The following is a 26,813-nucleotide window of genomic DNA, read 5'->3' on the forward strand; positions in this document are numbered from 1 at the left end:
AAAATAAAAAAAAATATACCCTTGTGTCTTTAATTTCTGATGAATTGTTACAAACGGCAAATTCACCGTTTAATAATCGTCCTTATAAGTTTTTGCTGTTGCTTATTTCTGATAAAGAAATACTAACTTTGCATTTTCATTTTGGCGGGCAAAATGGAAGTGTTTTTACAAGAACTTACTTCACTAATGAAACTTGAAATTAACAACCTGGAAAGATTCGAAACGAGGCACATTGGACCCGACGAGGACCAAATTAAGGAGATGCTGGGCTTAATAAAGGCCGCATCATTGGAAGAACTAATTGACCAGACTATTCCTCAGGCTATAAGGCTAAAGGAGGAGGTAAATCTGCCTTTGGCAAAGACTGAGTATAAATTTTTAAATGATTTCAAGACCCTTGCCAGCAAGAATAAGATATACAAGTCTTATATAGGAGCAGGATACTACAACACGTTTGTTCCTCCTGTTATATTAAGAAATATACTTGAAAACCCGGGTTGGTATACTGCCTATACTCCTTATCAGGCAGAAATAGCTCAGGGCAGACTGGAAGCTTTAGTCAACTTTCAGACTATGATTATAGACCTTACAGGTATGGAGATAGCTAATGCTTCTCTGCTTGATGAAGGTACTGCTGCCGCTGAAGCCGTGGCCATGTTAGCAGGAGCAAGAAAAGGAAGCAAGAAAAAAGCTTCTAAGTTTTTTGTTGATCAAAATGTGTTCCCTCAGACTATCAGCGTAATGAAAAACAGAGCGTTGCCTGTAGGTATAGAGTTGGTAGTGGGTGATGTAAATACTGTAGACCTTACTGATCCTGAATTATATGGTGTTTTGGTTCAAAACCCTGATAATAACGGCCAAGTGCATGACTATTCTTCATTTATAGCTTCCGCTAAAGAAAATGACGTATTCACTGCCATAGCAGCAGATTTGATGAGCCTTCTGTTAATGAAGTCTCCAGGAGAGATGGGAGCTGATGTGGTAGTAGGTACCAGTCAACGTTTTGGTGTGCCTATGGGATATGGTGGACCACATGCCGCTTATTTTGCTACAAAAGACAGTTATAAGAGACAAATACCAGGAAGAATAATAGGTGCTTCGGTTGATAGTGAAGGAAATTCTGGCTACAGAATGGCACTTCAAACTCGTGAGCAACATATTAGAAGAGAGAAAGCTACTTCTAACATCTGTACTGCGCAGGTGCTATTGGCAGTAATGTCAGGTATGTATGCTGTTTATCATGGCCCTACGGGATTAAAGAAGATTGCAGAGCGTATTCACGGCCTTACTTTATTATTAGATAAAGGCCTTAAGTCTCTTGGCATAGAGCAATTAAATACTGGCTACTTTGACACCTTAAAAATTAAAGTGGATAATGTAGATGCTTTGAAGGCTGAGGCCTTGAAAAGAGAAATGAACTTCAGGTATTTCGAAGACCATGTAGGTATCTCTCTTGATGAGACTACCAGAATCGAGGATATTGAAGAAATTCTTTCTGTTTTTGCAGCTGCTAAAGCAGGCTCATTATCTTTTTCTGCTCAGTCAGAAAGTGAAAACTTGGAAATGAACTGGCCGCAAGAGCTCATCAGAACATCGGAATATTTAACTCATCCTATTTTTAATACTCATCATTCAGAACATGAAATGACGAGATATATAAAAAGGCTTGAAAATAAAGACCTTTCATTAGTGCATTCTATGATTTCATTAGGCTCTTGTACTATGAAACTGAATGGTACTACCGAAATGATTCCTATTACCTGGCCTGAGTTGGGTAATATTCACCCATTTGCTCCAGAAGATCAGGCGGAAGGATACCACGAAATGTTTAAAGATCTTAGTGATTGGTTATGTGCCATCACTGGTTTCTCGGCAGTATCACTACAACCAAACAGTGGAGCTCAAGGTGAGTATGCCGGTCTTATGGTGATCAGAGCTTATCATGAAAGCAGAGGTGATAGCAAGAGAAATGTGACTTTGATTCCTTCATCAGCTCATGGTACTAACCCTGCCAGTGCAGTGCTTGCTGGTATGAAGGTGGTTATTGTTAACTGTGATGATAAAGGAAATATTGATGTAAGTGACCTGAAGGCGAAAGCAGAGGAGCATAAAGATGAACTTTCTGCTTTGATAGTAACATATCCTTCAACTCATGGAGTGTTTGAAGAAGAAATCATGGAGATATGTGAGATTATCCATGAATATGGTGGTCAGGTGTATATGGATGGTGCTAACATGAATGCTCAGGTAGGTCTTACTAGTCCTGCTAATATAGGAGCAGATGTATGTCACCTTAACCTACACAAAACTTTCTGCATACCTCATGGTGGAGGTGGCCCTGGTATGGGACCGATCGGCGTGGCTTCTCAGCTAGCCCCGTTCTTGCCAGGAAATCCTGTAGTAAAAACAGGAGGCGAGCAAGCCATTGATCCTGTATCAGCAGCTCCTTGGGGTAGTGCCAGTATTTTAGCCATTTCATATGCTTACATTGCCCTTATGGGAAGAGAAGGATTGAAAAATGCTACTCGCATGGCTATTCTCAATGCTAACTACATTAAAGAAAGATTATCTGGTCATTATCCGGTGTTATATACTGGTAAAAATGGCAGGTGTGCGCATGAGATGATTATCGATTGCCGTGAGTTTAAGAAATGCGGCATCGAAGTGGAAGATATTGCTAAGCGATTGATGGATTACGGATTCCATTCGCCTACAGTGTCATTCCCTGTGGCTGGTACTATGATGATTGAACCTACAGAAAGTGAGCCTAAAGAGGAGCTTGACAGATTCTGTGATGCACTTATCGAAATCAGAAAAGAGATAAAAGAGGTAGAAGAAGAGGCGTGTGATAAAGATAATAACGTGCTGAAAAATGCTCCTCATATTGCTGCATTAGTTACTGCAGATGCTTGGGATAAGCCATATAGCCGTGAAAAAGCTGCTTTTCCATTGGCATATATCAGAGATGCTAAATTCTGGCCTACAGTAGGTAGAGTAGATAATGCTTACGGGGATAGAAATCTAATGTGTAGTTGTTTGCCTATAGCGCATTACGCTGAAGATTGAGCCAATAGTAATAAAATATTCAAGTAATAAGGAAAGCCCGTAGCTAGTAGTTACGGGCTTTTTATTTGGACTTGGCAGCTTGTTTTTTAAACAAGCACAAACGAAAAAATTGAAGCAATATTTTATTTATATAATTTATTTTATAGATTGAGTTTAAATAGTTCAACCTAAAACAAAAATTATGATTCAAATTTACCTCAGGCGAGGACTGGTCTCGCTATGTCTAATTTTCATGTCTTTTTCGGTTTTTTCTCAAGTAAAAGGACAAATTTCCAAATCAATCAAAGACAAAAAAAAGGGTTTCATCAAAGAGTTAGTATTTGATACTCAGCGGAAATCTGTCAGAACCAGTGAAGTTCAAAATGTATTTCGAAACCAATTAGGCCTTACAGAAGGTCATGAGCTACGTGTAGCACGGTCTATTAAAGATTCTGATGGGGCGGAACATATCAGGTATCAACAATACTATAAGGGAATCAGAGTAGAAGATGGTAACTACATAGTTCATTCCAAAAATGGTGCTATTAAGTCAATGAATGGGGAGTATGCACCATTTGAGAAGATGGATATCACCGCTTCTATTTCAGGTTCAGTGGCTCTGAATAAGGCTATGCAGCATGTAGGTGCTAAGCGTTATTTGTGGGAAAAACCCGAAGAAGCCGGGCTTATTGATTATAAAAAGCCTAAAGGAGAATTGGTAATTATCAGAAACAGACTGGCCTACAAACTAGATGTTTATTCTGTAGAGCCCTTGTACAGAGCAGATGTTTACATCGATGCAAAAACAGGAGAATTTATCTCTGAAAACAAGAAAATTCATCATGCAAATGTAGCAGCTACCGGAACCAGTTTGTACAACGGATCGGTGTCATTTACAGCTGACAGTTATTCAGGTGGATATCGATTAAGACAAACAGTAGACGGAAGTGGTATTCAGACCTTTGACCTTAATAATGGTACGAATTATAACAATGCATCCGAAATAACAAGCAGTAGTACCAATTTCACAGGTAATGCTACAGGTGTTCAGGCTCACTGGGGGGCTGAGCAAACGTATTCATATTTCTTTAATGAGCACGGTAGAAGCTCTTATAATGGAAATGGAGCATTGATTAGATCGTATGTGAGTTATTCTTCAGGTTACGTGAATGCATTCTGGGATGGTTCACGAATGACCTATGGAGATGGAGATGGTGTTAACTATGGCCCATTAGTTTCATTAGATATTTGTGGGCATGAGATTTCTCATGGTGTAACTGAGTATTCTTCTAACCTTAATTATAGTTACGAATCAGGAGCGCTTAATGAATCTTTTTCAGACATATTTGGAGAGTCGATTGAGTATTATGCTTCAGGCTCTAATGATTGGTTGATGGGTGATGAAATTGGTGCCGGAGGAAGTGGTGGTGCCATTCGTTCTTTTAGTAACCCTAATTCTTTTGGCCAACCAGATACTTATCAGGGTTCTTACTGGGCTACAGGCTCTGCTGATAATGGAGGTGTGCATACCAATAGTGGAGTGCAGAATTATTGGTTCTATATCTTATCAGTAGGAGGTTCAGGAACAAATGATAATGGTGATAGCTATAATGTTACCGCCATAGGCATGGAAAAGGCAGCTCAAATTGCTTACAGAGTTAATAATGTTTATTTAACCTCTACTTCTGGTTATGCAGAAGCTAGGTATTACGGTATTCAGGCCGCTGAAGATTTGTATGGTGCGGACTCACCTGAAGCTATTGCAACCCAAAATGCATGGTATGCTGTAGGTATAGGATCAGAATATGGAGGTGGTACTCCTGATGAATGTGCAACTGGTACAGTAACTCTGACCTTAGTGTTAGATAATTACCCTGCAGAAACCAGCTGGACATTGGCCTCAGGCGGTTCTACTATCGCTTCGGGAGGTAATTATAGTTCTGCAGGATCTACCATTACTGAAACATTTACTTTAGCCGATGGTGACTATATTTTCACAATAAGTGATTCTTTTGGTGACGGTATTTGCTGCTCATATGGTAATGGAAGTTACACTTTAACAGACAATGGAAGTGGTTCTACTATTGCAAGTGGCGGAAGTTTTGGTTCTTCTGATTTTGTTGAGTTCTGTGTAGAAGAAGGAGATGGCGGAGGGGAGCCTGATACTGAAGCGCCTACAACTCCAGGTAATCTTTCAGTGAGCAGTGTTACCGCAACTAGTGCTGTTTTAAGTTGGTCAGCATCAACTGATAATGTAGAGGTTGAAGGATATGAAGTTTCTGTTGGCGGGACTTTAGTAGGCACAACTACTTCTACTTCTTATAATTTAACAGGTCTGACTGCCTCTACTAGTTATTCTGTTACTGTGGTAGCATTTGATGAAGCTGAAAATACATCTACTGCCGCTGCTGCCAGTTTTACTACCAGTGGAACTCCTCCAGCTAGCTATTGTTCATCATCAGGTTCTAATAGCAGTTATGAGTGGATTGATTTAGTGCAATTAGGATCGATTTCAAATTCTACCACAGCTGATGGTGGTTATGGAGATTATACTGCCCTGAGCACTGATCTAACTCCAGGCGATTCTTATACCATTAACTTTAGTGCCGGTTTTTCTAACTCTAGTTACACAGAATACTGGAGAGTTTGGATTGATTTTAACCATGATGGTGATTTTACAGATTCAGGAGAACAACTTGTAAGCGGATCCTCCTCAAGTGCAGGAACATTATCAGGCACTTTTAGCGTGCCAGCATCAGTAATGCTCGGTACTACCAGAATGAGGGTAACTATGCGTTATGGAGGTACTCCTTCAAGTTGTGGCTCATTTACCTATGGAGAAGTAGAAGATTACACTGTAAACATTACTAATTCTATAGCAGCCTTTGCCTCTTCTGATGTGGCGAGTATGGAAGCTGAAAGATTAGGAAATGAAGCACCTATGAAGTACTTTACAGTAGCTCCTAATCCGGTTAAAGATTTTGCTCGTGTTGCTATTTCAGCGGAAGGTCATGCGTATGATCTTCAACTTACTACGCTAAATGGTAGAGTGATTTCTAAAACGGAAGCTGTAGGTAGAGAGGTGAGTATAGATATGTCTCAATTACCACAGGGTATCTATATATTATCAATGAAAACAGAAAGAGAAGTCATCAATACAAAGATTATTAAAGAGTAAGAGTTTACTGTACTGGATAGTGGTACTTAAATCGGCGAGGGTTTAAGCTTCTATTTGGTGTCAGTATATAAGGTGAGGGCTGGATCATATTTATGATTCAGCCTTTTTTTGTTTTTTATTTGTAATAGAAACTCATTTAAAATGGCGATTTAACTGCCTGTGTAATAAAATATTAACAATTATGATTGCTATGAGTTTAATTGGTGATTTAGTTGTAATTTTTATTGAAGCTAATCTTATTTAAACCTCTGGCTATGAACAGTCATAATTACATATTCCTAATAGTGTTTATAGGGCTTATATCTGTGTCTTCTCTTTCTTTTGGTCAGGGAAAAGGCCAAATATTGAAATCCACCAAAAGCAAAGAAAATGGGCGCTATACATATCTAAAATTTGATCAGAAAGAAGAAGCTGTAAGTGAATCGGAAGTTGATCGTATTTTTCGGGAGAGGTTGTTAGTTAATAAGCAAAATGAATTTAAAGCTATTAATTCTTATAAAGATTCTCGAGGGAAAGTACATACACGCTATCAACAATTCTACAAAGGTATACCGGTTGAAGATGCCGTTTATATGGTTCATGCTAAAGCTGGTAATATAGGCTCAATGAATGGAGACTATGAAAAGCTTGAAAACATCGATATAACTCCAGCTCTATCTGCTGAAGCGGCTTTTATGCAAGCGATAAATTTTGTGGGAGCAAAGCAATATTTATGGCAGCATACGGAGCAGAGTAAAGCTATTGGCTATAAGAAACCAAAAGGAGAATTAGTGATCCTGGAAGGTGTGCTGGCCTACAAGTTTGATATTTATTCCTATCAGCCTTTAGATAGAGCTTATGTTTTTGTGAATGCTAAGTCAGGTGAAGTGATGAAGAGGAAGGCTATCATACACCACGTAGAAGAAATAGGTACTGCGGCTACCAGGTACAGTGGGGAGCGAGCCATTAAAACGGAAAATTTTTCAGGAGGAGGTTATAGGCTGAGAGATTATAGCAGAGGAGAGGGAATAGAAACTTATGACATGCAAGGTGGAGCTGATTTTGATCTTGCCACCGATTTTGTAGATGATGATAATAACTGGACTGAAGCGGAATGGGATAATAATGCTAAAGATAATGGTGCGCTAGACGCTCACTGGGCAGCAGAACAGACGTATGATTATTTTTTCAGTACGTTTAATAGAAATAGTTATGACAATGATGGGACTGTTATTAAAAACTATGTTCATTTTAATTTGAAAGAACTAGGCTATTCTAGTAATAATAATGCCTTCTGGGATGGAAGCCGGGTCTTGTATGGCACAGGAGACCTGCCTTATACCGTACTGGATGTGGTAGCGCATGAGATAGGCCATGGCATTAATGATCATACTGCTGAGTTGAATTCTACAGGAGAAACTGGCGCGCTTAATGAAGGCTTTAGTGATATCTGGGCGGCTTGTGTAGAGCATTATGCTGCTCCAGCAAAGCAAAATTGGGAATTGGGAGAAGACTTGGGAGCAGTTAGAAGATCATTAGCAGACCCTAAATCTACAGAACAGCCAGATACTTATAGAGGGCAAAATTGGGATTCAGGCTCATCAGATAATGGTGGTATTCATACTAATTGTGGTGTTTTAGGTCATTGGTTCTATATTTTAGCTGAAGGAAAGACCGGCTCTAATGATAATGACAATAGTTATGATGTAAAGGGCATAGGGATAGAAAAAGCAGCAGAAATTGCATATCTGTTAGAAGTAGCCTATTTAACGCCTAATGCTGAATATATGGATGCCAGAAATTACGGCATTGAAGCGGCCAAGTCTTTATTTGGAGAAGATTCTGAAGAAGCAATAGCCACACAAGATGCTTGGTATGCGGTGGGCCTGGGAGTGGCTTACCCCGGAGATGAAGAAGTTGGTTGTGCTCAAGGAACGGTTACTTTAACCATAACAATGGATAATCATCCAGAAGAAATTAGCTGGACACTTAAGGATAGAGACGGTAATATCGTGGATTCTGAAGATGATTATGAATCATTAGAGCCAGGGGCTATAGTATCTGAAACGTTCACTTTAGAGGACGGAGAATATGACTTAATAATTAATGATGAGTATGGAGATGGTATTTGCTGTGGTTATGGCAATGGGAATTTCATAATAAGAGATGATTCTACAGGTATGGTGATCGGTAGCGGGGGTGAATTCGGATATTCTTCTGTTGTGGAATTTTGTGTGGGAGCAGGAGATGTGGATGTGTCGCCACCCAGCAGGCCTGGCTTGGTAATGATTAATGATATAACTCAAGTGAGTGCTCAAGTCCGATGGACCACAGCTACAGATAATGTGGGTGTTTCTGGTTACGAAGTGTACTTAAATGATGAATTGCAAGCATTTACTCCAGAAAAGAGCTATTTATTGAAAGACCTCCAATCAGGAACAAGCTACCAGGTAGCTATTAAAGCTAAAGATAAGGCTGGTAATATTTCTGAGCCTGGAATTCGCAATTTTTCTACTTTGGATGAGATTAATTTTTATTGTAATGCTAGGGGCAATAATGTAAGCTATGAATGGATTGATCAGGTGCAGCTAGGTACTATAAATAATAAAACAGCAGCTGATAATGGGTATGGTGATTTTACAGCGCAAACTACTAATTTAAGTAAAGGAGCAGTTTATACTATTTACTTCAGTGCAGGTCATAAGAGTGCAGCATTTAATGAAGGTTGGGGCATTTGGATAGATTTCAATCAAAATGGAGATTTTACGGATGAGGGTGAGCAGATAGTAGAAGGTTCTTCATCAGCCAGTGGTGTATTATCATCAGAATTTACGATTCCTGATTCTGTGATGACAGGAACTACCAGAATGCGAGTGGCTATGAAATATAATTCAGCGCCTCAACCTTGTGAAATTTTCGAGTTTGGTGAGGTGGAAGATTATAGCGTGAATATAACAGAATCCTTAGTCACCTTTACACCAGTAGGGATAGAAGCAGCGCAGACACTCGGTTATGAAAAAACGAAGAAAATAGTCACCCTTTCGCCTAACCCTGTCAAGGATAGGCTACAAGTTGAAGTTCCTGATCAGCTGCAGGTGTTAGATATTAAACTCACCACTTTAGATGGTAGAGAAGTGAGAAATGCAGAAATAAGCAGAGAAGGTAGAGAAATTAATATGTCTGCCATGTCTCAGGGAATTTATATAATAACTGTTCAAACCGAACGAGATAAGGTGGTGGAGAAGGTTATTAAAGAGTAGTTTAAATGATTACACTTCTAACATTTATTTAAGTAACTATCGTTTTATAATAAAGCTTATAATATAAGGTGTTTCGGGGTCCTCAGGAGGAATTAGATCATTAAATGGATTTGATCTAAAACTTGCTTTTATTTCATTTAGTGTATGCCATGGAGCGACTGAAATAAACCTTTTATGGTTGTTAAACAAAGGTGTTAATACCTGAGAAGCAGTAAAACTATATCCTTCAAAACTAAACTCTCGTATTGAGGAAGTTTGTTCGTTATATACTCCTATATGTTTATTTAGCTTATGCACATAGCTAAACATTAAATTTTCATTGTCAGAATCAATCAATGCTGCGCTAAAATCATAATCGGATAATCTATTAATATCTTTATTCAATAGATTAATAAAATCTTGATGCCCATTTTGTAATAAGCTAGCAGGAAGCGGATTATTTTCATAAACAAAAACATATTTCGCTCTTATTGTATCAGGGCTAATATTAAAAATAGTATCTATTAAATGATCACTAAATAGTAATTCCTCGCCATGCCTAATCAATGCATGCGTGTTGTGAACGCGAGCTTCTTCAAAGTTTTCAGGCTTAAATGGAAGGTAATTATTAATAATTTCGCCTTCAGGTTGAACTATCAGTATATCATTTGTATAGTTTATGTTATTATGAACGTTGGTAAACTTAGCAGTGAATAAATAATATAGAGAATCTCTGAATTTATAGTTCATAAATTTATACCCTATATCCTTTCTTGAAATAAAATTGCCTTCAAAATCATAATAATAAAAACGTTCGGCTTGCGAATCATAAATTTCTATTTGATTTTTATCGGTTATTGTAAAGTCTGTGACCTCTTTGTACTGATAGGGGGCATTACCTTTATTATTGATTAGCTTAATTAAGCTCCCATATTTATTAGTGACTATGATGTTACCAGTGTACTGACCGTCAAGAAAGAAATATAAACTATCATAATTTACTCCTTTTGTAATACTACTAAATATAGGTGTAATTGAATCAGTTGACTGTATAGGTGTAACCTGTATAGAGTCAATCATATCGTCTATATACTTAACTGTATTAGTTGAAGGGGAAAGGTGTATTTCCTTTAAATTAGATACCACATCTTCGGTTCTATTTGAACAGGATGTGCACAAAATAGTGGTAACTACAAGTAGAAAAGTAGTTTTAAGTTTCATTTATGAAATATTTATTTAATTCTATAGGATTTTCTTTCTGAGGATCTGAGGCCGGAATGTACATGACGTTGTTTATAAAAACAGGAGTGGACTTAACACTTCTTTCAAAATCGTGTTCATAAATAACATTTAAGTTAGAATCCATTACCCGAAAATAAGTATGTAGTTCCTTCTCTAATAATGTAGTCTCAGCAGTATTAAAATGAATGCCATAATACCTGTTTACTGTATCATGGTGTATTTCCCCTTTCTGATTTATTAGATATAAATGATTGGAGTTAGCTACAAGTAATGAATCTGATGAAATTATTTTAAAAGAAATTAACTTGACTTTATTAGAACCGTCCTCTTGGTGCTGGATAGATTGATCCAATTTATAATACGTTAAAGAAAAAAACATAATTTTATGCATCAGATAATCATATTCGGCCAAATAAGATATATCATCAATATTTACATGTTGCCACATTATTAGATCTGCGATTAACTCATGTCCCAGGTGTAAGGTAATGGTGCTTTTATCTAGTGAATCAGTAGTATTGTGCATATTATTACATGCCAAAAGAAATAGGAAGAAGATATAAATTGATGCGAAGACCCTCATGGTATTTGTTGCTTCTTGGTTAAGAATACAGGCAAACAAATAAACACAGCTACTAAAGAAAAAATCAGCCCTCCGATGGTGCCAATAGCCAGTGAAAACCAAAAGACTTCTTCTTGTCCATTAATTAAAAAAGGAATTAGCCCGAAGCAAGTGGAGAGCACAGTGAGGAGGATGGGTTGTGCCTTGCCTAGCGCAGCTTTTATAATGTTTTTGTTATGAATGCCATGCTTGTAGCTTTTAAAGTCATTAACTATGAAAATGGCAGCATTTACTACCAAACCTCCCAAAAGAATGAAAGCAGCGTATCCCCCTTGATCGAAATAGAAATCAAAAATTGAGAATATTAAGAACAAGCCTATAAATGAGATAGGAATGCATATTATAATGTATAAGGGTAATTTTAGGCTTTCGAAAAGTATGGCGCAAATCATAAAAATGGCAGCCATTAAAACTAAAATGAGGCCGTATTGCCTTTTGGTTTTATCCCAGGTCCAATCCCAACTTATTTTTTTAGCTTCAAAGCCCAGTGGCAATTCTTGCCTTTGAGCTTCCAGGGTTTTATCAAGGTAGTCATTGCCAAATTTATAACTTCCGAAATAGTCAAAACTGACTATCCTTAAATATTGCCGGTTTTCTTTATGGATAGCATTGGTTGTTTCTTGTAGTTCTAAATTGGCTATTTTACTCAAGTCAATTGTTTTGGATGAGTCTATTTGGAATTGACCATGTTGTAGTTGATAGGCGTTGAAGTTGTCGGCTTTGTCACTTACTAAATAAACTGGAGTGAGAGAATGCTGTAGGTTGAGGTAAGTAGAGGGTGTGGTTGGTTTGGTGTGTTCTCGCAGGCTGGTCGCAATCTCATAAGTACTCACCTTTTGTTTGGCTAGCAATTCTGGTGTCATAGAGAAAACATACTCTTTAGCATTTTTCTCAGTCCACATAAGTCTTTCGTTTATATTTACTTCCTGAATACGTTTATGTACCAGAAGTTTATTGGCCAATGATTGTGCCTGTACGGCTAATTCATCATAATTATATCCTTTTAACATTACTTGAAAGGAGGGCATAGCATTTGAATTACTATTACTAAAACCTTTACCAATACCATAAATATTCCATTCAACACCACCCCAATCTAATGATTTCGCTATCAACCGGCTTTTAAGTTGATATGGAAGTGCGCCATGCTCTTGCTCGGGAGTGAATTCAATGATGATAGAGCTGTTCTGTCCACTATTTACAGAGGTTATAAATCTATCAATACCCTTAACAGGCAGAAGATATGCCTCTACATTTTGCATCACCTCATTCATTTGTGATAGGGTGCTACCATATGGCAGAGCTGCGTGAATAAAAAGCTGTGTTTTCTCGGGTGTTCTATAGGTAGATTTTTCAAACACATTCCTAATGAAAAGTCTTAAGCTTCCACCTAAAGCTTTGTCTACATAAGGTCTTATATGATCCTGATAAGTGGAGCTACCAATGGTTTTATTATAAAATTCATGATCATTCCACTGTGCGGGCAACAAAAATATTGGAGTGCCAAATAATAAAACAATCACAGTGAGAAACATTACTTTTCTCTTAGCAAGAAATGTAATGAAGTTATAATAGTGTTTTCTGATACTTACGCTTCGCTTTCTCTTATGGTAAGAGGATTGTTCAGTACTTTTCTTTTTTATATTCAAAATTGAAAAGATGGCGGGTGTGTAGGTAATGGCTATTAACAATGATATAGCTAAGCAAACCACTATGATCTGACTAAACTCCAGCAAATTATTTTTTTCCTCTTCCGGTAAGAAAAAAACTAACATTAAGGCCGCTATGGTAGTGAGAGAAGCTCCGAGCAAGGAGGGAAATATACTTACATTATCTTTTTTATATAGATGATCTACCATCACAATAGAATTGTCTACCAATAAACCAAAGGCGATGGTGAGGCCGGCAATAGTATAAATGTGGACATCAATTTTTAGCAACCATGCCACTAGTAAGGTCAGACTAAGGTTGATTATAATGCCAGAAAATAGCACTAATAAATACTTGAGCTTTCTATTAACTAAGAAAATGAATAATGACAGAATAAGAATAGAAAAACCTGCTCTGAGATAAATTTTATGTAGTTCATCTCTTATAAACTCAGTATCGTCATAATCCTTGCTAATGGATAGCTCCACGGGTAATTGTTCTTTTATGAGGCGGATCTGTTCGTAGATTTGGTCAGCCAGTACAATTTTATTTATTCCTTTTTTTGCGGTAATTCTGAGCGTGATGGAGTTTAAACCATTTATTCTATAGTAGGCTTGAGGTTCGCTTTCTTCTAATAAGACATTGCTTATGTCTTTAAGTCGTATAGCTCGTTCTTTCGTGGCTTTTAGGATGGTGTTTTTTATATTTTCAATATCAGTGGCGGTGCTGCCCGTTTTTATTATTAAATTCTCACCATTCATAGTAAGCAAACCAGGATAATTGATGGAAAAGTTGCTGTTAATAGCGTCAGCCACATCTTGATATGAAATTCCAAATTGCTGGGTTTTAGTATTATCAATTATTATAGTCAACTGAAGATCTTGCGCTCCATAAGTTGTTATTTCATCTATACCATGAAGCTGAGAAAGAGCAATAAGCAGATGTTCGTCAGCGATTTTTTTAATCTGATAACCCGTTAGGGAAGCTTTTAATTTATAAACAAGAAGGGGCGAGGTATTTTCTTCTTCAGAACCAGATGAAACTATAGGATAAGAAAGCTTGGTGTTGAGTTTAGGGTAAACTTGTCTAAGCAGTGTGTTTACTTCAAATTGCTTGTAGTTGATGTCAGCTTCTTTGCTAAAGCTAATGGTTACATAGCCACTGTTATAGTTAGATACAGAATATATTTCATCTACTTCAGTTAATTGAGAAAAGGTGTTTTCAAGTGGAGATGTAGCTTCGCGTTCAACTATTTCTGGCGAGGAATTAGGTAGATTATAAGAAATGGTAAGCTCATGCCGATTGCCTACAGGATTAAGATCTATCCTTAGAAGAGGGATAACGGCCCACCCCAAAAGGCTCAGTGCTATAAAACAGACTATGATCTTAAAGGCATGATTCATTTAAGGTAAATGCAAAAAATGCAAAGATTAGGTTTAGAAATGAAAAATGATTGCTATGTCTTTTCAGTTATTCAATCATAATAATAAGCTAATATTATTTAAAATATAAGAAAAGTGACATTTTATTCATTGGCGTTTTTAAGGTTAATAGAAACAAAGTTATGTAAAATTCTTGAGGAAGGTTAGCTTTAAAAACTTCATTTAAACTCTCTTTTGTTATATTTAAATTTTATTAATATGTTTCTACTTATATGCATACATTGATCTAGACCTATACCTTATATGAGACCTATTTTTTTTTATGGATTATGCCTTTTCGCTTGTGCTTGCTCTTCTCCTGCCAAAGATAGAGAGACGGACCCGGAAGAATTTAGAAACGAACTGAAGCCTACCGAGGTGGCAGTAATTCCTGCAGAACTAAAAACTTTTAACTATACCGTAATAGCCACAGGAAAAATTGAAGCAGATCAATTTGCTGAGGCCAGGTTTGGCACTTCTGGCCTTGTCAAAGACTTAAAAGTACGTAATGGGCAGAAAGTTAGGCAAGGGGCAATATTGGCAGAGCTTTATAACCAGGAGCTTCAGCTTAGTCTAAAAAAGGCAGAGGCTAACTGGAAACAAATGGAATATGATTATAGAAGTCAACTACTTTCATATTCTGAAAAGGATTTAGCGGGTGTTAGGGGAGATACTATCAGAGAGAGTATTGCCTTTGCTACCGGATATGCCAATGCTAAAATAGAGTACGATCTGGCCATTTATAATTTTCAGCAAGCCACCTTGAAAGCACCTATTTCAGGAGTGGTGGCTAACGTAACTATCAAACCTCAAAATTATATATCTGCAGATGAAACCGTATGCGAAATATATGCACCAGAATCAATACGGGCTGTAGTACATATTATGGAAAGTGATTTTAGTAAGTTAAAATTAGGCCAATCTGCTACACTTTCTTCTGCAGCTATTGACAAAGATATTTCTTGCATTGTTGAAAGGATTAACCCAATTATTGATGAAGCTGGCATGATAGAGGTGGTGCTAAAGGTTAACAACTATCAATCTCTTTTACCAGGCATGAATGTGCAGGCTTCTATCGACATTCCTACTAATGAAGCCGTGGTGGTTCCCAAAGAAGCTATTGTGGTGAGAGGAGGGCGTCAAGTGGTTTTTGTGGCTGAAGCTGGAAAAGCAAAATGGCAATATGTAAAAACTGGTCTGGATAACGGAGAAAGTGTGGAGGTGCTTGAGGGATTAGAAGTAGGTCAGAAAGTAATACTTAAAAATAACTTGCAGTTAGCACACGGAGCAGCAATAATTTTCTGACATTAAAATTGTATATTAATAATATTAATCATATTTTTAAAAATATAAATTAAATAAAATATATTTATTATGAAAAAAACTGTATTGAGAGTTAGTTTGATGGCCTCTATCTTGTTTGCTATTCAAAACATTAGTCCAATCAATGTATCTGCGGAAGCTGCAGGAGATTTACGTTATTGTAAATGTAATGGCAAATGTAAAGGAAAAGGTGGATGTTGTAAAAAAAGTGTTCAACTGGCAGTTGCCATCGACGAATTATGTTAAGGGTTATTATGATGCCTGCTAGATTAGCAGGCATTTACATACTATTTTTTTGTGGCTGCCAAAATCCAAAAGATTCAATAAATCATATTAAAATTATTGAGCCAGTTGAGGCTGATTTGAACTATTCACTTGAAATAATGGATACCGTGCTAATTCCAGTTGATTCATTAACGAGAACGGTTAACAATGTGAATTATTTTTATTGCTCTCCAAAGACAGAATTATATTTTGATTATAATCCTGCTGTCCATGCGATACAGGGTTACAATATTAATTCAAAGGTTAAAGAATTTTATATTGAGTTAAATAAAGAAGGTCCGGAAGCCATAGAGGAAGTTATAGGATTGTGTGTTGTTAGCTTAGATTCAATATTTTTGGTGACAGAATCTCCAAAGAGAAGAATTTTATTATTAAATAGTCAAGGAGAGGTATTATCAAATTGGTTCATACAGGAGCCCTTGCCATCTGGTTTGTCTGAATATGATTTATACTTCAGTAATAATTTTGAAATAGAATACAATAATGAAAGGAAGTCTCTGATATTATCAATAGCAGTATATGTAGAACCTTGGAAATTGGAATACTATAACCATCCGTTTATTATTGAGTATTCTTTATCAAAAAATAAAATATTAGAACAGTATGGCGTTTTCCCTTATTCTAATGATATCTATTTTATGATGGAAGAAAATAGTAGATTCTCTATGAAAGATAAGGAGGTGGTAAGTTTTTATGGAAGCGATTTATTTCTTGTTTATAATTCTGGGGATAAAAAACTAGAGAAAATTATCAAAGTTTCAAGTAAGTTTTTAAATGATGAAATTCCTCCAATTGGGAAAGATATTGTTGAGGATCAAGACATGGCTGCTCAATCTAATTATTTTTTGGAAAATGGAAGTTATATGGTTGCTAGATATGATTCAAAAAGGAATATAATATATAGATTAATAAAAACACCAATGGATGCATTTAATGTTGATGGATCAAAGAAGGGATATAGTGATATTGAATATAGCTTAATGATACTTGACAATAATTTCTCGCCCATAGATGAGATAAAATTAAGTTCTAAAAAATTTAATCCTAATATATTTTTTGTTAATGAGCAAGGCTTATGGTTAAGCCTTAATAATTCTTCCAATACTTCTGTAGATGAGGATTATCTTTCCCTAGTTTTATTTAGACCAGTGAGTAATGATAAAAATGATTAACTATTTTTTTTCTATTATTATGATGTCCATGATCTTTGGCTGTAATAAGCATTATGATAATTCTGAGGGTCTAAATGAATATTTTTCTGAGCTAAATATTGCTTACGAGGATCTAGACGCATGTTTGATTGTACCACTGCAGGGGTGTTCGTCTTGCATCGATAAGTGTGTATCTTTTGTTAAGAAAAATCACACAAATAATAAGATCCATTTTATAATTGTATCTTCTGATTTGAGGGATGTTAAGATTCGTTTGGGCTCTAATGTTTGGAGAAGTAAAAGTGTTACAATCGATAGTTCTATGCTTGCCGTTAAAAAATCTTTGACATATATTTCACCACTAATTATTTCCAATGAGCAAGGTGATCCCATTGTTACATCTATAAATGTCGGTGAGATCGATAAACAACTTGCTAGTTTGCAGCGGAAAATTAATTTGTGATTAATACATTTTAGTAGTAATGGTTTTTATTTTTAATTGCTTTAATTCTTGAAGTGATAAAGGTGAGAGGGTAGCAAATTTTACAATGAGAATGGAATTATAAAATATATTCATGATTATTACTCTTATATGACCAAATTCCTTCTCTCACGTCCTATAGCCGTTTTTATCGCTTTTTTGACGCTGGTCGTATTTAGTGTGATTTCCATGCTATTTCTGCCTGTTTCACTTTTGCCAGATACTGATGTGCCCAGCTTAAAAGTGCAGGTTAATTATCCTAATGCCTCTCCCTTAGAGGTAGAGCAGAATATTCTGAGGCCTATAAGAGAAAGTTTTGCCACTTTAACTGGCCTGAATGATCTTGAAAGTAAGGCGGGGTTTGAATCCGGAGCCATCAACATGTCTTTTGATTTTGATGTGCCCATGGACCTTACTTATATCGCAGCCAATGAAAAAATGGATCGCTTAATGGAGCAATTGCCCCATGATATGGAACGCCCCCGCATTATCAGACAAAATGTAAGTGACATTCCTATAGTTCGCATACAGGTTATACCTAAGGAGAATACTGATTTTGTACAACTCTCTGAGTTAGCTGATAATGTATTAAAAAGACGGATAGAGCAGCAGAAGGGAGTCTCTGTAGTAGATATGAATGGTTTGAAAAAGCCAGTAATCAATGTTACCGTTAATCAAACCAGGGCTGAGGCATTGGGAATCTCTATTGCTGAGGTAGTAAGCTCCATTGAAAATAACAATCAATCTTTAGGAGGCATAAGTGTAAAGGACGGATTATATAGGTATTATGTGCAAGTAAGAAACGTGCTGAGTGATTTAAATACTATTAAGAACCTTCCAGTGATATTACCTGAAGGGCAGGTTATAAAACTTTCTTCTATAGCCCAGGTAAGTTCTGCCGTTAACGAGCCTGTGGGGTATCACCTGTATAATAATAAGGAAGCCATAGTTATAGAGGTACATAAGCAAGCTGGGGCCCGGATGACTACTCTGGTGCCAGAAATTGAAAAATTAGTTGAGATTTTTAAGACTGAATATACTGATGCTCAGTTTGAAGTCACCAGAGATCAGTCTGATTTGCTTAATTATAGTATTGATAAACTTACTTCTAGCTTGGTGATAGGTGGAGGGCTTGCCTTTGTGATTTTGTTTGCCTTTATGGGTAATATAAAAGTACCACTCATTATGGGGGTGAGTTTACCGGCCTCGGTGCTTTTAGCATTTCTGTTATTCTACCTTTTCAACCTATCCATTAATATCATTTCTTTAAGTGGCCTGGCCTTGGGCTTAGGCATGTTAATAGACAATGGTATCATTGTGATGGATAACATTACTCAGCATCGGAAAAATGGCCTTTCGGTTTTGCAAGCTTGTATAATAGGTGTAAATGAGGTAGTGGCTCCCTTGATTAGTTCTGTACTTACTACCTTAGCGGTTTTTGTTCCGTTAGTGTTTCTGGGCGGTGTGAGTGGTGCGCTTTTTAAAGATGAAGCGCTTTCTGTAACAGCCATATTATCGGTTTCATTGCTGGTGGCGTTTGTGTTGCTTCCTTTACTTTATCGGCTTTTTTCTTCTTCTAAAGAGACGGTTAAAGATGATAGCCAATTCTTCGAAAAAATTAAATCGGCTTATAGTAATAGTTACCAATGGCTCGAAAATCATAAATTGATTGGAGTTGCTAGTATGTTAACTCTGCTTGTAGTGGGCGCATGTTCTGTGATATTCTTGCCAAAAGAAGGGATGCCATATCATGAAGATAAGGAAGTGTTACTTCAGCTCGATTGGAATGAACCGATAGAGGCGCGGGAGTCTAAACTTAGGGTAGAGGAAATGGTGCTGGAATTACAAAACGAAATTAGCCAATCGGAAGTGGATTTGGGACTTTCCCAGTTTTTGTTGGATAATGAAAGTGCTGAGTTGCAAAGTGTTTCTGCATTCCTGAGTTTAAAGAATATTCAATCTGCTGATTTAATAAAGCATTATTTCAACCAGTATTTTCCTAAAGCAATAGTAAAAATAGAAGCAGCTCCAAATGCCTTTGACAAGATCTTCAGAAGCGAAAGGCCTTACCTACAGGCTAAACTTAGGGAAGTTAATAAGGGTGAGTTAATAAATGCTGCCAGCCTGGATTCAGTACAATTGCCCCTCGCTTATAGTTTAGGAGATGGTTTTAGCCGTGCTAATGCGGTTAAAGTTATGATTAATAAAGAGAAAGCGGCCACCTATCAGATTAGTTATGAATCACTATTAAAGCAGCTGAATTTGATTTTGAATAATTATCTGATTACTGAAATTAAAAGCTTTAACAGCGAAGTGCCTATTTACTTAAATAACACTGATGCTGATATTAATTCAGTGTTGCAATCAGTGAAAATTCGTAATGAGAAAGGAACAGCCTATCCGGTAAATGAGTTTGTAGACTTTGAATATACTTGGGATTATCGTACCATCACAGCTGATTTGAGTGGTATATATCAGGGCGTAAACTTTGGCAGCAGTTCACAAGAAATATTGCCCACGGTGGAGCCGGTTTTAAATAAATATGCAGTTCAAAATGGGTGGTTAGTAGATTATGATGGCGAATACTTTGAGAATATTAAAAACCTAAAGGAGTTGGTGCTTATTTTTAGTGTTTCTGTATTGCTTCTTTACCTCATTCTTGTGGCGCAATTTGAGTCATTCAAGCAACCTATTCTCATTATATTAATACTGCCCATCGGGCTTGCGGGCAGTTTATTAATGTTGTGGATAGCTGGCAGCTCGCTAAATATTATGTCTGGTATAGGTATCATAATTATGCTGGGTATTATAGTTAATGATACCATTTTGAAAGTAGATACTATTAATAGATTAGTAAAGGAAGGGCTCCCTGTAAAAGAAGCCGTCCATACGGCAGGGGTAAGGAGGCTAAAACCAATCCTTATGACCTCTCTTACCACTATATTGGCAGTAATACCTATTTTATTTACTTCAGGTATAGGAGCCGATCTTCAAAAGCCTTTGGTATATGCTGTTACAGGAGGATTAACCTTAGGCACTGCGGCTGCAGTTTATTTTGTGCCTATGGCTTATTCGTTTATAACCAAACCCACACCTCATTCATAATAAACCACATGGAGTAAGGTTTCTCCTACAGCGTCTAAGGTCTCTTTGCTTATTAGTGACATATTATCCTGATGTGTGTGGTGGAAATCTCCAAAACCACCGTCTTTAGGATTAAAAGCGATAATATCAATCATGGGTATTTTGGCGTATTCATTTACAAATACATGATCATCAGTAGTTTGTCCACCTGGCTGTTTTATGAAATAATTAGAGAAGCCGAGTTCAATGCCTTTGTTCCAAACTTTATCTACTATAGAAGAAGCATAATATTTAGACATCCCTTCTACATAGAATTTAGCGTTCTTACCACCCACCATATCGAGTAGAATTCCATAATATGCAGAGTAATTACCTTTATTCTTGGCCCAATATTGAGAACCTAAGCACCACCAAGTGTCCAGGCCTTGTGGAGTAGGCACATCAGCTCCTTGCGTTTCGCCCCAGTCTTCACCATCAAAAAGCATAAGATCAATACCTACTTCAGGCTGAGCGTTGTTATGCAGTACACGTGCTACCTCTAATAAAACGCCTACACCGCTGGCACCGTCATTAGCAGCATCTATAGGCTCATATTTACGTACAGAGTCTTTATCTGCAAAAGGGCGGGCATCCCAGTGAGAGGCTAAAAGTATACGTTTGGTGGCCTTAGGGTTAAAAGAGGCCATAATATTAGTAAGCTGTACTTGCTGATTATCAAAGGTGGTGGCAGTAAACTCTTGCGGTTTTACCTCTGCTCCATAGGCTTTAAAAGTGCTGATCAGGTATTGTTTTGTAGCTTCATGAGCTTCAGTGCCAGGTACGCGAGGCCCAAATTCTACTTGCTTGGCCACAAAGTGATAGGCAGAGTCAGCATTAAAATCAGGAACGCTTACTACCTTTTTTGCTTCTGTTTCTTTGTTGCTCTTCTTGCTGTCTCCTCCGCATGAGGTGATTACCAGCCCTATAAACAAAAGATATACAAAATATTTTATATGAATAACTGTGGATCTCCTTGTGCCTGACATTGATCTTTTCTTTTTATTTAACAGTTACAATTATAACTGATTATCATTTAAAAACTGTAAAGAATAGTTTGTTCATTATATTGTTTGTAAAGCAAACAAAATTGCGTTAAATTTGCCGTTGAAAATCGACATTTAGTTTAGAGGGGACGCTAGTCCCCTCTTTTTATATTCTGTGTTCAATATGGATTTGGAAAAACGTGTATACGAAATAGCAGAGAAGCATTTACCCGATGAATCAATATTCATGGTGGATGTAGTGGTAAAGTCGAACAAAGGACCAAAGAAAGTTTTGGTGCTAATAGATGGAGACGAAGGAGTAAATATAGATACTTGTGCAGACCTAAGCAGGCTGGTCGGGAATGAAATTGAGGAAAATAATGTTATTGATGATGCTTACAGACTGGAAGTATCTTCTCCAGGAACAGATTACCCTTTAAAATCTATTAGGCAATACAAGAAAAACATAGGCAGACAAGTAAAAGTGTACCTGCAGGATACAGAATTGCTAGGAGTGCTTAAGGCTGCTGATGAGGACAAAGTGGTTCTCGACAAAGAAGTCAAAAAAGGGAAAAAGAAAGATTTGGAGGAGGTAGAAATACCGTGGTCAGATATTAAAAAAACAATAGTTCAGATTTCATTTAAATAATAGAAAAATGGATACCGGTGTATTAATCGAGTCATTTGCAGATTTTGCAAAACAAAAAAATATAGATAGACCTACGATGATTCGTATTCTTGAAGACGTATTCAGGACTATGATCCGTAAGAAATTTGAGACTGATGAAAACTTTGACATCATTATCAATGCCGATAAAGGCGATTTAGAAATCTGGAGGTTTCGCGAAATTGTAGATGATAACAGTGAAGACATCTGGGATCACGACAAAATCAGCCTGAGCAAGGCCAGAAAAATAGAGCCTGATTTTGAAATAGGTGAAGAAGTAGCAGAAGAAATAACACTTGAAGATTTTGGTAGAAGAGCTGTAATGACGGCCCGTCAGACCTTAATCCAAAAAGTAAAAGATCTGGAAAAAGATATTCTTTTCCAGAAATATAAAGATTTAGTAGGTGAAATTATTTCAGGAGAAGTATATCAAATACTTAGCCGCGAAGTATTACTTACTGATAGTGAAGGTAATGAGATTTCAGTACCTAAAAATGAACAAATACCCAAAGACAGATTCCGCAAAGGAGATCCGGTGAGAGCCATAGTGGATAGGGTAGAGATGATTAACGGTAATCCAAAGATTATCCTTTCTCGTACCAGCCCTGTATTCCTTGAAAGACTGTTCGAAAGTGAAGTTCCCGAAGTATATGATGGCCTTATCACTATTAAAAGGGTGGTTAGAGAGCCAGGAGAGAGAGCAAAGGTGGCAGTAGAGTCTTATGATGACAGAATAGATCCTGTAGGTGCATGTGTAGGTATGAAAGGATCTCGTATCCATAGTATTGTAAGAGAGCTGCAAAACGAAAATATAGATGTTATCAATTATACTGATAACATGGAGTTGTATATTGCAAGAGCTTTGAGCCCTGCTAAAATATCAAGTATAAAAATTAGCGAAGAAGATGGTCGGGTATCAGTATACCTTAAACCTGATCAAGTATCTTTGGCTATTGGTAAAGGCGGGCAAAACATTAAGTTGGCGAGTAAGTTAGTAGGTTTAGAGATCGACGTATTCAGAGAGCTGGGAGATTTTGAAGAAGAAGATGTGGATATCGATGAATTCGTAGATGAAATTGAAGACTGGGTTTTAGACGAGCTTAAACGAGTTGGCCTTGACACAGCAAAGAGCGTATTGGCACTCTCCAGAGAAGAACTTGAAAGAAGAACCGATCTCGAAGAAGAGACAATTAACAATGTGATGCAGGTTCTTAAACAAGAGTTCGAGTAAGCAAATTTTTAATAATCACAAAAAAAAGGGATATTTGAATATGTCAGAAGAAAAAACCATGCGGCTAAGTCAGGTAGCCAGGAAATTAAATGTTGGTAGAACTACCATCGTTGACTTTCTGGCTGATAAAGGCTTTGATGTAGATAGTAGTCCAAACTCTAAAGTTACGGGAGAGCAATTTGCGATGCTATCTAAGGAATTTGCTGCATCTGCTTCTGAAAAAGAGGAGGCTTCTGGGCTTACCATAGGGACTAAACACAACGAACACGTAGTGATAGATTCTGATGGTGAAGAGCCTAAAAAGTCGGACGATGAAGAAAAAGTCTTAATAAAAAATCTTTCTAAAGGGAAAGATGAAGTTGAAGATAAGCCCAAAGAAAAGGAACCAAGTAAACCTGAAAAGGTTGACAATGATAAACCTAAATTAAAAGGGCTTAATGTAGTTGGCAAAATAGACCTTCAGAAAAAGGACAAAAAAGAGGAGCCTAAGGCAGAAGCTAAGAAAGAAGAGCCTAAACCTAAGGAAGAACCCAAAAAAGAAGAGAAGAAGCCTGAGCCTGAGGTGAAAAAAGAGGAGCCTCCTAAAAAAGAGGAAGCCCCTAAGGAAGAAAAACCTAAAGTGGAAGCTAAAAAAGAAGCCCCTAAGGAAACGCCTAAAGAACAACCCAAACCTGTTGAAAATAAGAGCGAAAAAGCTCCTAAAGATAAAATAGAAGAAAAACCTAAACAGGTTCAGAAGAAGGAGGCCACTCCCAAACCTCAAGAAGAAAAGGTGGAAGCTAAAAAAGAAGACTCTAAAAACAAAAGCAGTGAACAACCTAAGCGTCAAGAAGTAATTGAGGCTAAAGCAGATAAGTTAAAAGGCTTAAAGGTTGTTGGCAAAATTGAACTTCCGGTAGAGAAGGATAAGAAAAAGGATAAACCTGTGGCATCTTCTGATGACAGAAAAGAGCAGAAGAAGAAAAAGAGGCCAAGAAAGAGAATCCCTAGAGATAATCATCATAACAATAATAACAATAACAATAACAATAATAACCGCGGCAGGTCTAAACGACCACGTGTAGAAAAGGAGGAGCCTTCAGATAAGGAAATCCAAGATAAGATTAAAGCTACACTGGCTAAACTTAGCGGTAATAAAAAGAAAAGTTCAGGTTCTAAATATAGGAGAGAGAAGCGTTCTGCCTTAGCTGAAGCTAAAGAAGAGCAAATGCTTCAGGAAGAACAGGAATCAAAAATCTTAAAAGTAACAGAGTATATCTCTGCTAATGACCTGGCGTCATTAATGGATGTTTCTGTTAACGATGTGATTTCTACCTGTATGGGACTGGGAATGTTCGTTTCTATAAACCAAAGGTTAGATGCTGAATCTATTACAGTAATAGCTGATGAGTTTGGTTATAATGTTGAGTTTACTAGTTCGGATGATGATCTTGAGATAGAAGTAGAGGAAGATGCTGATGATGATCTTAAAGACAGAGCGCCTATTGTAACTATAATGGGACATGTAGATCATGGTAAAACTTCATTACTGGATTATATAAGAAACTCTAAAGTTACTGCCGGTGAGGCCGGAGGTATCACCCAGCACATCGGGGCTTATGATGTAACTACAGAAAGCGGTCAGAAAATCGCCTTCTTAGATACTCCTGGTCACGAAGCGTTTACCGCCATGCGTGCTCGTGGTGCTCAGGTAACTGATATTGTAATTATAGTGGTGGCCGCTGATGATGACGTGATGCCACAGACGAAAGAGGCTATTAATCACGCTCAGGTAGCTGGTGTGCCTATCGTAATCGCTATTAACAAAATAGATAAGCCTGGCGCTAATCCTGATAAGGTAAGAGAGTCACTTTCTCAAAATAATATCTTAGTAGAAGACTGGGGTGGTAAATACCAAAGTCAGGAAATTTCTGCTAAAACAGGACAAGGCGTTGAAGACCTATTAGAAAAAGTATTACTTGAAGCTGAATTACTTGAGCTAAAAGCTAATCCTGATAGAAAAGCTGTAGGTGCTGTAATAGAAGCCTCTCTAGATAAAGGCCGTGGTTATGTAGCTACACTACTAGTTCAAAACGGAACTATGCAAGTGGGAGATGTGATATTGGCAGGAGCCTACCACGGTAGAGTAAAAGCCATGTTCGACCATAAAGGTACCAAAATGGATAAGGCAGGGCCTTCCACTCCGGTGCTAATGCTTGGTCTTGATGGAGCTCCTCAGGCAGGTGATAAGTTCAATGTTATGGACAGTGACCGTGAAGCCAGAGAGATAGCTAATAAAAGAGAGCAAATTCAGAGAGAGCAAAATATCAGAACTAAGAAACATATCACACTTGATGAAATTGGTAGACGTTTGGCTATCGGTTCATTCAAAGAGCTTAACGTAATTGTTAAAGGTGATGTGGATGGTTCAGTAGAAGCACTTTCTGATTCATTATTGAAATTAAGTACTGAAGAAATTCAGGTAAATATTATCCACAAAGGTGTAGGACAGATATCTGAGTCTGATGTGTTATTAGCATCTGCCTCTGATGCAGTAATTGTAGGTTTCCAAGTGAGACCATCGAGCTCTGCTAAGAGAATTGCTGAAAACGAAGAAATTGAAATCAGACTTTACTCAGTGATTTATGACGCCATAAATGACGTGAAAGACGCCATGGAAGGTATGCTTGATCCTGAAGTAGAAGAAGTGATCGTAGGTAATGTGGAAGTAAGAGATGTATTTAAGATATCTAAAGTAGGTACCGTAGCTGGTTGTATGGTTACTGACGGATATATTAAGAGATCTAATCCTATCCGATTAATACGTGATGGTATCGTGATCTACTCTGGTGAGATGGGACAATTGAAACGTTATAAAGATGACGTTAACGAAGTGAGAAGTGGATATGAATGTGGTATCAGTATTAAGAACTTCAATGATATAAAAGAAGGTGATATAGTGGAGAGTTACGAAGAAAGAGAAACAAAACGTACACTATAGATAACTTTTTGTCAATATTCTTATTATTAAGGGAGCCGGAAGTGGCTCCTTTTTTATTTTAAAAAAAATAAACTTTTGTTGGACAATAAGGTTAAAAAGTGGTAATATGAAATTAAGGATCAGGTATTCTATTTGTCCGATGCGAAAGTTTGGAGTTCAGGTTAAATTTTCTCTTTTTTTTAAGAAAGAAATATTAAAAGTGGAGAGTAATTT

Annotated in this window: 15 protein-coding genes; 11 read left to right on the forward strand and 4 right to left on the reverse strand. The window is 37.1% G+C overall.

The genetic code is table 11. The annotated features are described in order from the left end of the window. The first annotated feature begins 186 nt into the window (after positions 1 to 186). The 3 genes from gcvP to LVD15_RS09455 all read left to right on the forward strand — a co-directional run bounded on the left by gcvP (position 187) and on the right by LVD15_RS09455 (position 9,462). Positions 187 to 3,066 (forward strand): aminomethyl-transferring glycine dehydrogenase, encoded by a 2,880-nt coding sequence (gene gcvP / locus LVD15_RS09445; RefSeq protein WP_233780038.1) that lies wholly within the window; start codon positions 187 to 189, stop codon positions 3,064 to 3,066. A gap of 181 nt (positions 3,067 to 3,247) precedes the next feature. Beyond that, on the forward strand, positions 3,248 to 6,223 hold the full coding sequence (locus LVD15_RS09450) for a M4 family metallopeptidase (RefSeq protein ID WP_233780039.1): 2,976 nt from the start codon (positions 3,248 to 3,250) through the stop codon (positions 6,221 to 6,223). A gap of 254 nt (positions 6,224 to 6,477) precedes the next feature. Further along, entirely contained in the window at positions 6,478 to 9,462 is a 2,985-nt protein-coding gene (locus LVD15_RS09455) for a M4 family metallopeptidase (protein ID WP_233780040.1), read from the forward strand. 36 nt (positions 9,463 to 9,498) lie between these two features. Here LVD15_RS09455 and LVD15_RS09460 read toward each other — a convergent pair whose 3' ends face one another. Genes LVD15_RS09460 through LVD15_RS09470 form a run of 3 tightly spaced genes read right to left on the reverse strand, consistent with a single transcriptional unit; the run spans position 9,499 to position 14,358 of the window. Continuing rightward, entirely contained in the window at positions 9,499 to 10,662 is a 1,164-nt protein-coding gene (locus LVD15_RS09460) for a DUF4934 domain-containing protein (protein ID WP_233780041.1), read from the reverse strand. Next, the gene (locus tag LVD15_RS09465) at positions 10,652 to 11,209 is read right to left on the reverse strand and encodes a hypothetical protein (protein ID WP_233780042.1); all 558 of its coding nucleotides are present in this window, start codon (positions 11,207 to 11,209) and stop codon (positions 10,652 to 10,654) included. Before LVD15_RS09465 ends, LVD15_RS09460 begins: the two co-directional genes overlap by 11 nt. Before the next feature lie 53 nt (positions 11,210 to 11,262). Then, complete coding sequence (locus LVD15_RS09470; RefSeq protein WP_233780043.1) at positions 11,263 to 14,358, reverse strand: efflux RND transporter permease subunit; 3,096 nt, start codon at positions 14,356 to 14,358, stop codon at positions 11,263 to 11,265. A gap of 282 nt (positions 14,359 to 14,640) precedes the next feature. Between LVD15_RS09470 and LVD15_RS09475 the strand changes: the two genes are divergently transcribed. From LVD15_RS09475 to LVD15_RS09495, 5 genes are all read left to right on the forward strand, one after another. Further along, complete coding sequence (locus LVD15_RS09475; protein ID WP_233780044.1) at positions 14,641 to 15,681, forward strand: efflux RND transporter periplasmic adaptor subunit; 1,041 nt, start codon at positions 14,641 to 14,643, stop codon at positions 15,679 to 15,681. Positions 15,682 to 15,750: 69 nt separating this feature from the next. Then, the gene (locus LVD15_RS09480; protein ID WP_233780045.1) at positions 15,751 to 15,945 is read left to right on the forward strand and encodes a hypothetical protein; all 195 of its coding nucleotides are present in this window, start codon (positions 15,751 to 15,753) and stop codon (positions 15,943 to 15,945) included. Continuing rightward, the gene (locus LVD15_RS09485; protein WP_233780046.1) at positions 15,939 to 17,156 is read left to right on the forward strand and encodes a DUF4221 family protein; all 1,218 of its coding nucleotides are present in this window, start codon (positions 15,939 to 15,941) and stop codon (positions 17,154 to 17,156) included. Before LVD15_RS09480 ends, LVD15_RS09485 begins: the two co-directional genes overlap by 7 nt. Further along, positions 17,140 to 17,598 (forward strand): hypothetical protein, encoded by a 459-nt coding sequence (locus LVD15_RS09490; RefSeq protein WP_233780047.1) that lies wholly within the window; start codon positions 17,140 to 17,142, stop codon positions 17,596 to 17,598. Before LVD15_RS09485 ends, LVD15_RS09490 begins: the two co-directional genes overlap by 17 nt. Positions 17,599 to 17,727: 129 nt before the next feature. Then, a complete protein-coding gene (locus LVD15_RS09495) occupies positions 17,728 to 20,721 on the forward strand; it encodes an efflux RND transporter permease subunit (RefSeq protein ID WP_233780048.1) in 2,994 nt (997 codons plus the stop codon). Here LVD15_RS09495 and LVD15_RS09500 read toward each other — a convergent pair. Beyond that, positions 20,712 to 21,725, reverse strand: coding sequence for a M28 family peptidase (locus tag LVD15_RS09500; RefSeq protein ID WP_233780049.1), 1,014 nt, complete (start codon positions 21,723 to 21,725; stop codon positions 20,712 to 20,714). The two genes, LVD15_RS09495 and LVD15_RS09500, sit on opposite strands and share 10 nt — an antisense overlap. A gap of 181 nt (positions 21,726 to 21,906) precedes the next feature. Here LVD15_RS09500 and rimP point away from each other — a divergent pair, with 181 nt between their 5' ends. From rimP to infB, 3 genes are read left to right on the forward strand one after another with little or no spacing between them, the layout of a single operon-like run. Next, positions 21,907 to 22,371 (forward strand): ribosome maturation factor RimP, encoded by a 465-nt coding sequence (gene rimP, locus LVD15_RS09505; protein ID WP_233780050.1) that lies wholly within the window; start codon positions 21,907 to 21,909, stop codon positions 22,369 to 22,371. Between the two features lie 7 nt (positions 22,372 to 22,378). Further along, positions 22,379 to 23,620, forward strand: a complete 1,242-nt coding sequence (gene nusA / locus LVD15_RS09510; protein ID WP_233780051.1) for a transcription termination factor NusA — start codon at positions 22,379 to 22,381, stop codon at positions 23,618 to 23,620. A gap of 40 nt (positions 23,621 to 23,660) precedes the next feature. Beyond that, complete coding sequence (gene infB, locus LVD15_RS09515) at positions 23,661 to 26,600, forward strand: translation initiation factor IF-2 (RefSeq protein WP_233780052.1); 2,940 nt, start codon at positions 23,661 to 23,663, stop codon at positions 26,598 to 26,600. The last annotated feature ends 213 nt before the right edge of the window (positions 26,601 to 26,813 follow it).

Origin of the sequence: Fulvivirga maritima, from assembly GCF_021389955.1 — a bacterium.
GTDB lineage: Bacteria > Bacteroidota > Bacteroidia > Cytophagales > Cyclobacteriaceae > Fulvivirga > Fulvivirga maritima.

What these genes read in the sequence shown, in the direction of transcription:
- gcvP (WP_233780038.1), top strand. Translation starts at nt 187, where the DNA reads ATGAAACTTGAAATTAACAACCTGGAAAGATTCGAAACGAGGCACATT.
- LVD15_RS09450 (WP_233780039.1), top strand. Translation starts at nt 3,248, where the DNA reads ATGATTCAAATTTACCTCAGGCGAGGACTGGTCTCGCTATGTCTAATT.
- LVD15_RS09455 (WP_233780040.1), top strand. Translation starts at nt 6,478, where the DNA reads ATGAACAGTCATAATTACATATTCCTAATAGTGTTTATAGGGCTTATA.
- LVD15_RS09460 (WP_233780041.1), bottom strand. Translation starts at nt 10,662, where the DNA reads ATGAAACTTAAAACTACTTTTCTACTTGTAGTTACCACTATTTTGTGC.
- LVD15_RS09465 (WP_233780042.1), bottom strand. Translation starts at nt 11,209, where the DNA reads ATGCACAATACTACTGATTCACTAGATAAAAGCACCATTACCTTACAC.
- LVD15_RS09470 (WP_233780043.1), bottom strand. Translation starts at nt 14,358, where the DNA reads ATGAATCATGCCTTTAAGATCATAGTCTGTTTTATAGCACTGAGCCTT.
- LVD15_RS09475 (WP_233780044.1), top strand. Translation starts at nt 14,641, where the DNA reads ATGAGACCTATTTTTTTTTATGGATTATGCCTTTTCGCTTGTGCTTGC.
- LVD15_RS09480 (WP_233780045.1), top strand. Translation starts at nt 15,751, where the DNA reads ATGAAAAAAACTGTATTGAGAGTTAGTTTGATGGCCTCTATCTTGTTT.
- LVD15_RS09485 (WP_233780046.1), top strand. Translation starts at nt 15,939, where the DNA reads ATGTTAAGGGTTATTATGATGCCTGCTAGATTAGCAGGCATTTACATA.
- LVD15_RS09490 (WP_233780047.1), top strand. Translation starts at nt 17,140, where the DNA reads ATGATAAAAATGATTAACTATTTTTTTTCTATTATTATGATGTCCATG.
- LVD15_RS09495 (WP_233780048.1), top strand. Translation starts at nt 17,728, where the DNA reads ATGACCAAATTCCTTCTCTCACGTCCTATAGCCGTTTTTATCGCTTTT.
- LVD15_RS09500 (WP_233780049.1), bottom strand. Translation starts at nt 21,725, where the DNA reads ATGTCAGGCACAAGGAGATCCACAGTTATTCATATAAAATATTTTGTA.
- rimP (WP_233780050.1), top strand. Translation starts at nt 21,907, where the DNA reads ATGGATTTGGAAAAACGTGTATACGAAATAGCAGAGAAGCATTTACCC.
- nusA (WP_233780051.1), top strand. Translation starts at nt 22,379, where the DNA reads ATGGATACCGGTGTATTAATCGAGTCATTTGCAGATTTTGCAAAACAA.
- infB (WP_233780052.1), top strand. Translation starts at nt 23,661, where the DNA reads ATGTCAGAAGAAAAAACCATGCGGCTAAGTCAGGTAGCCAGGAAATTA.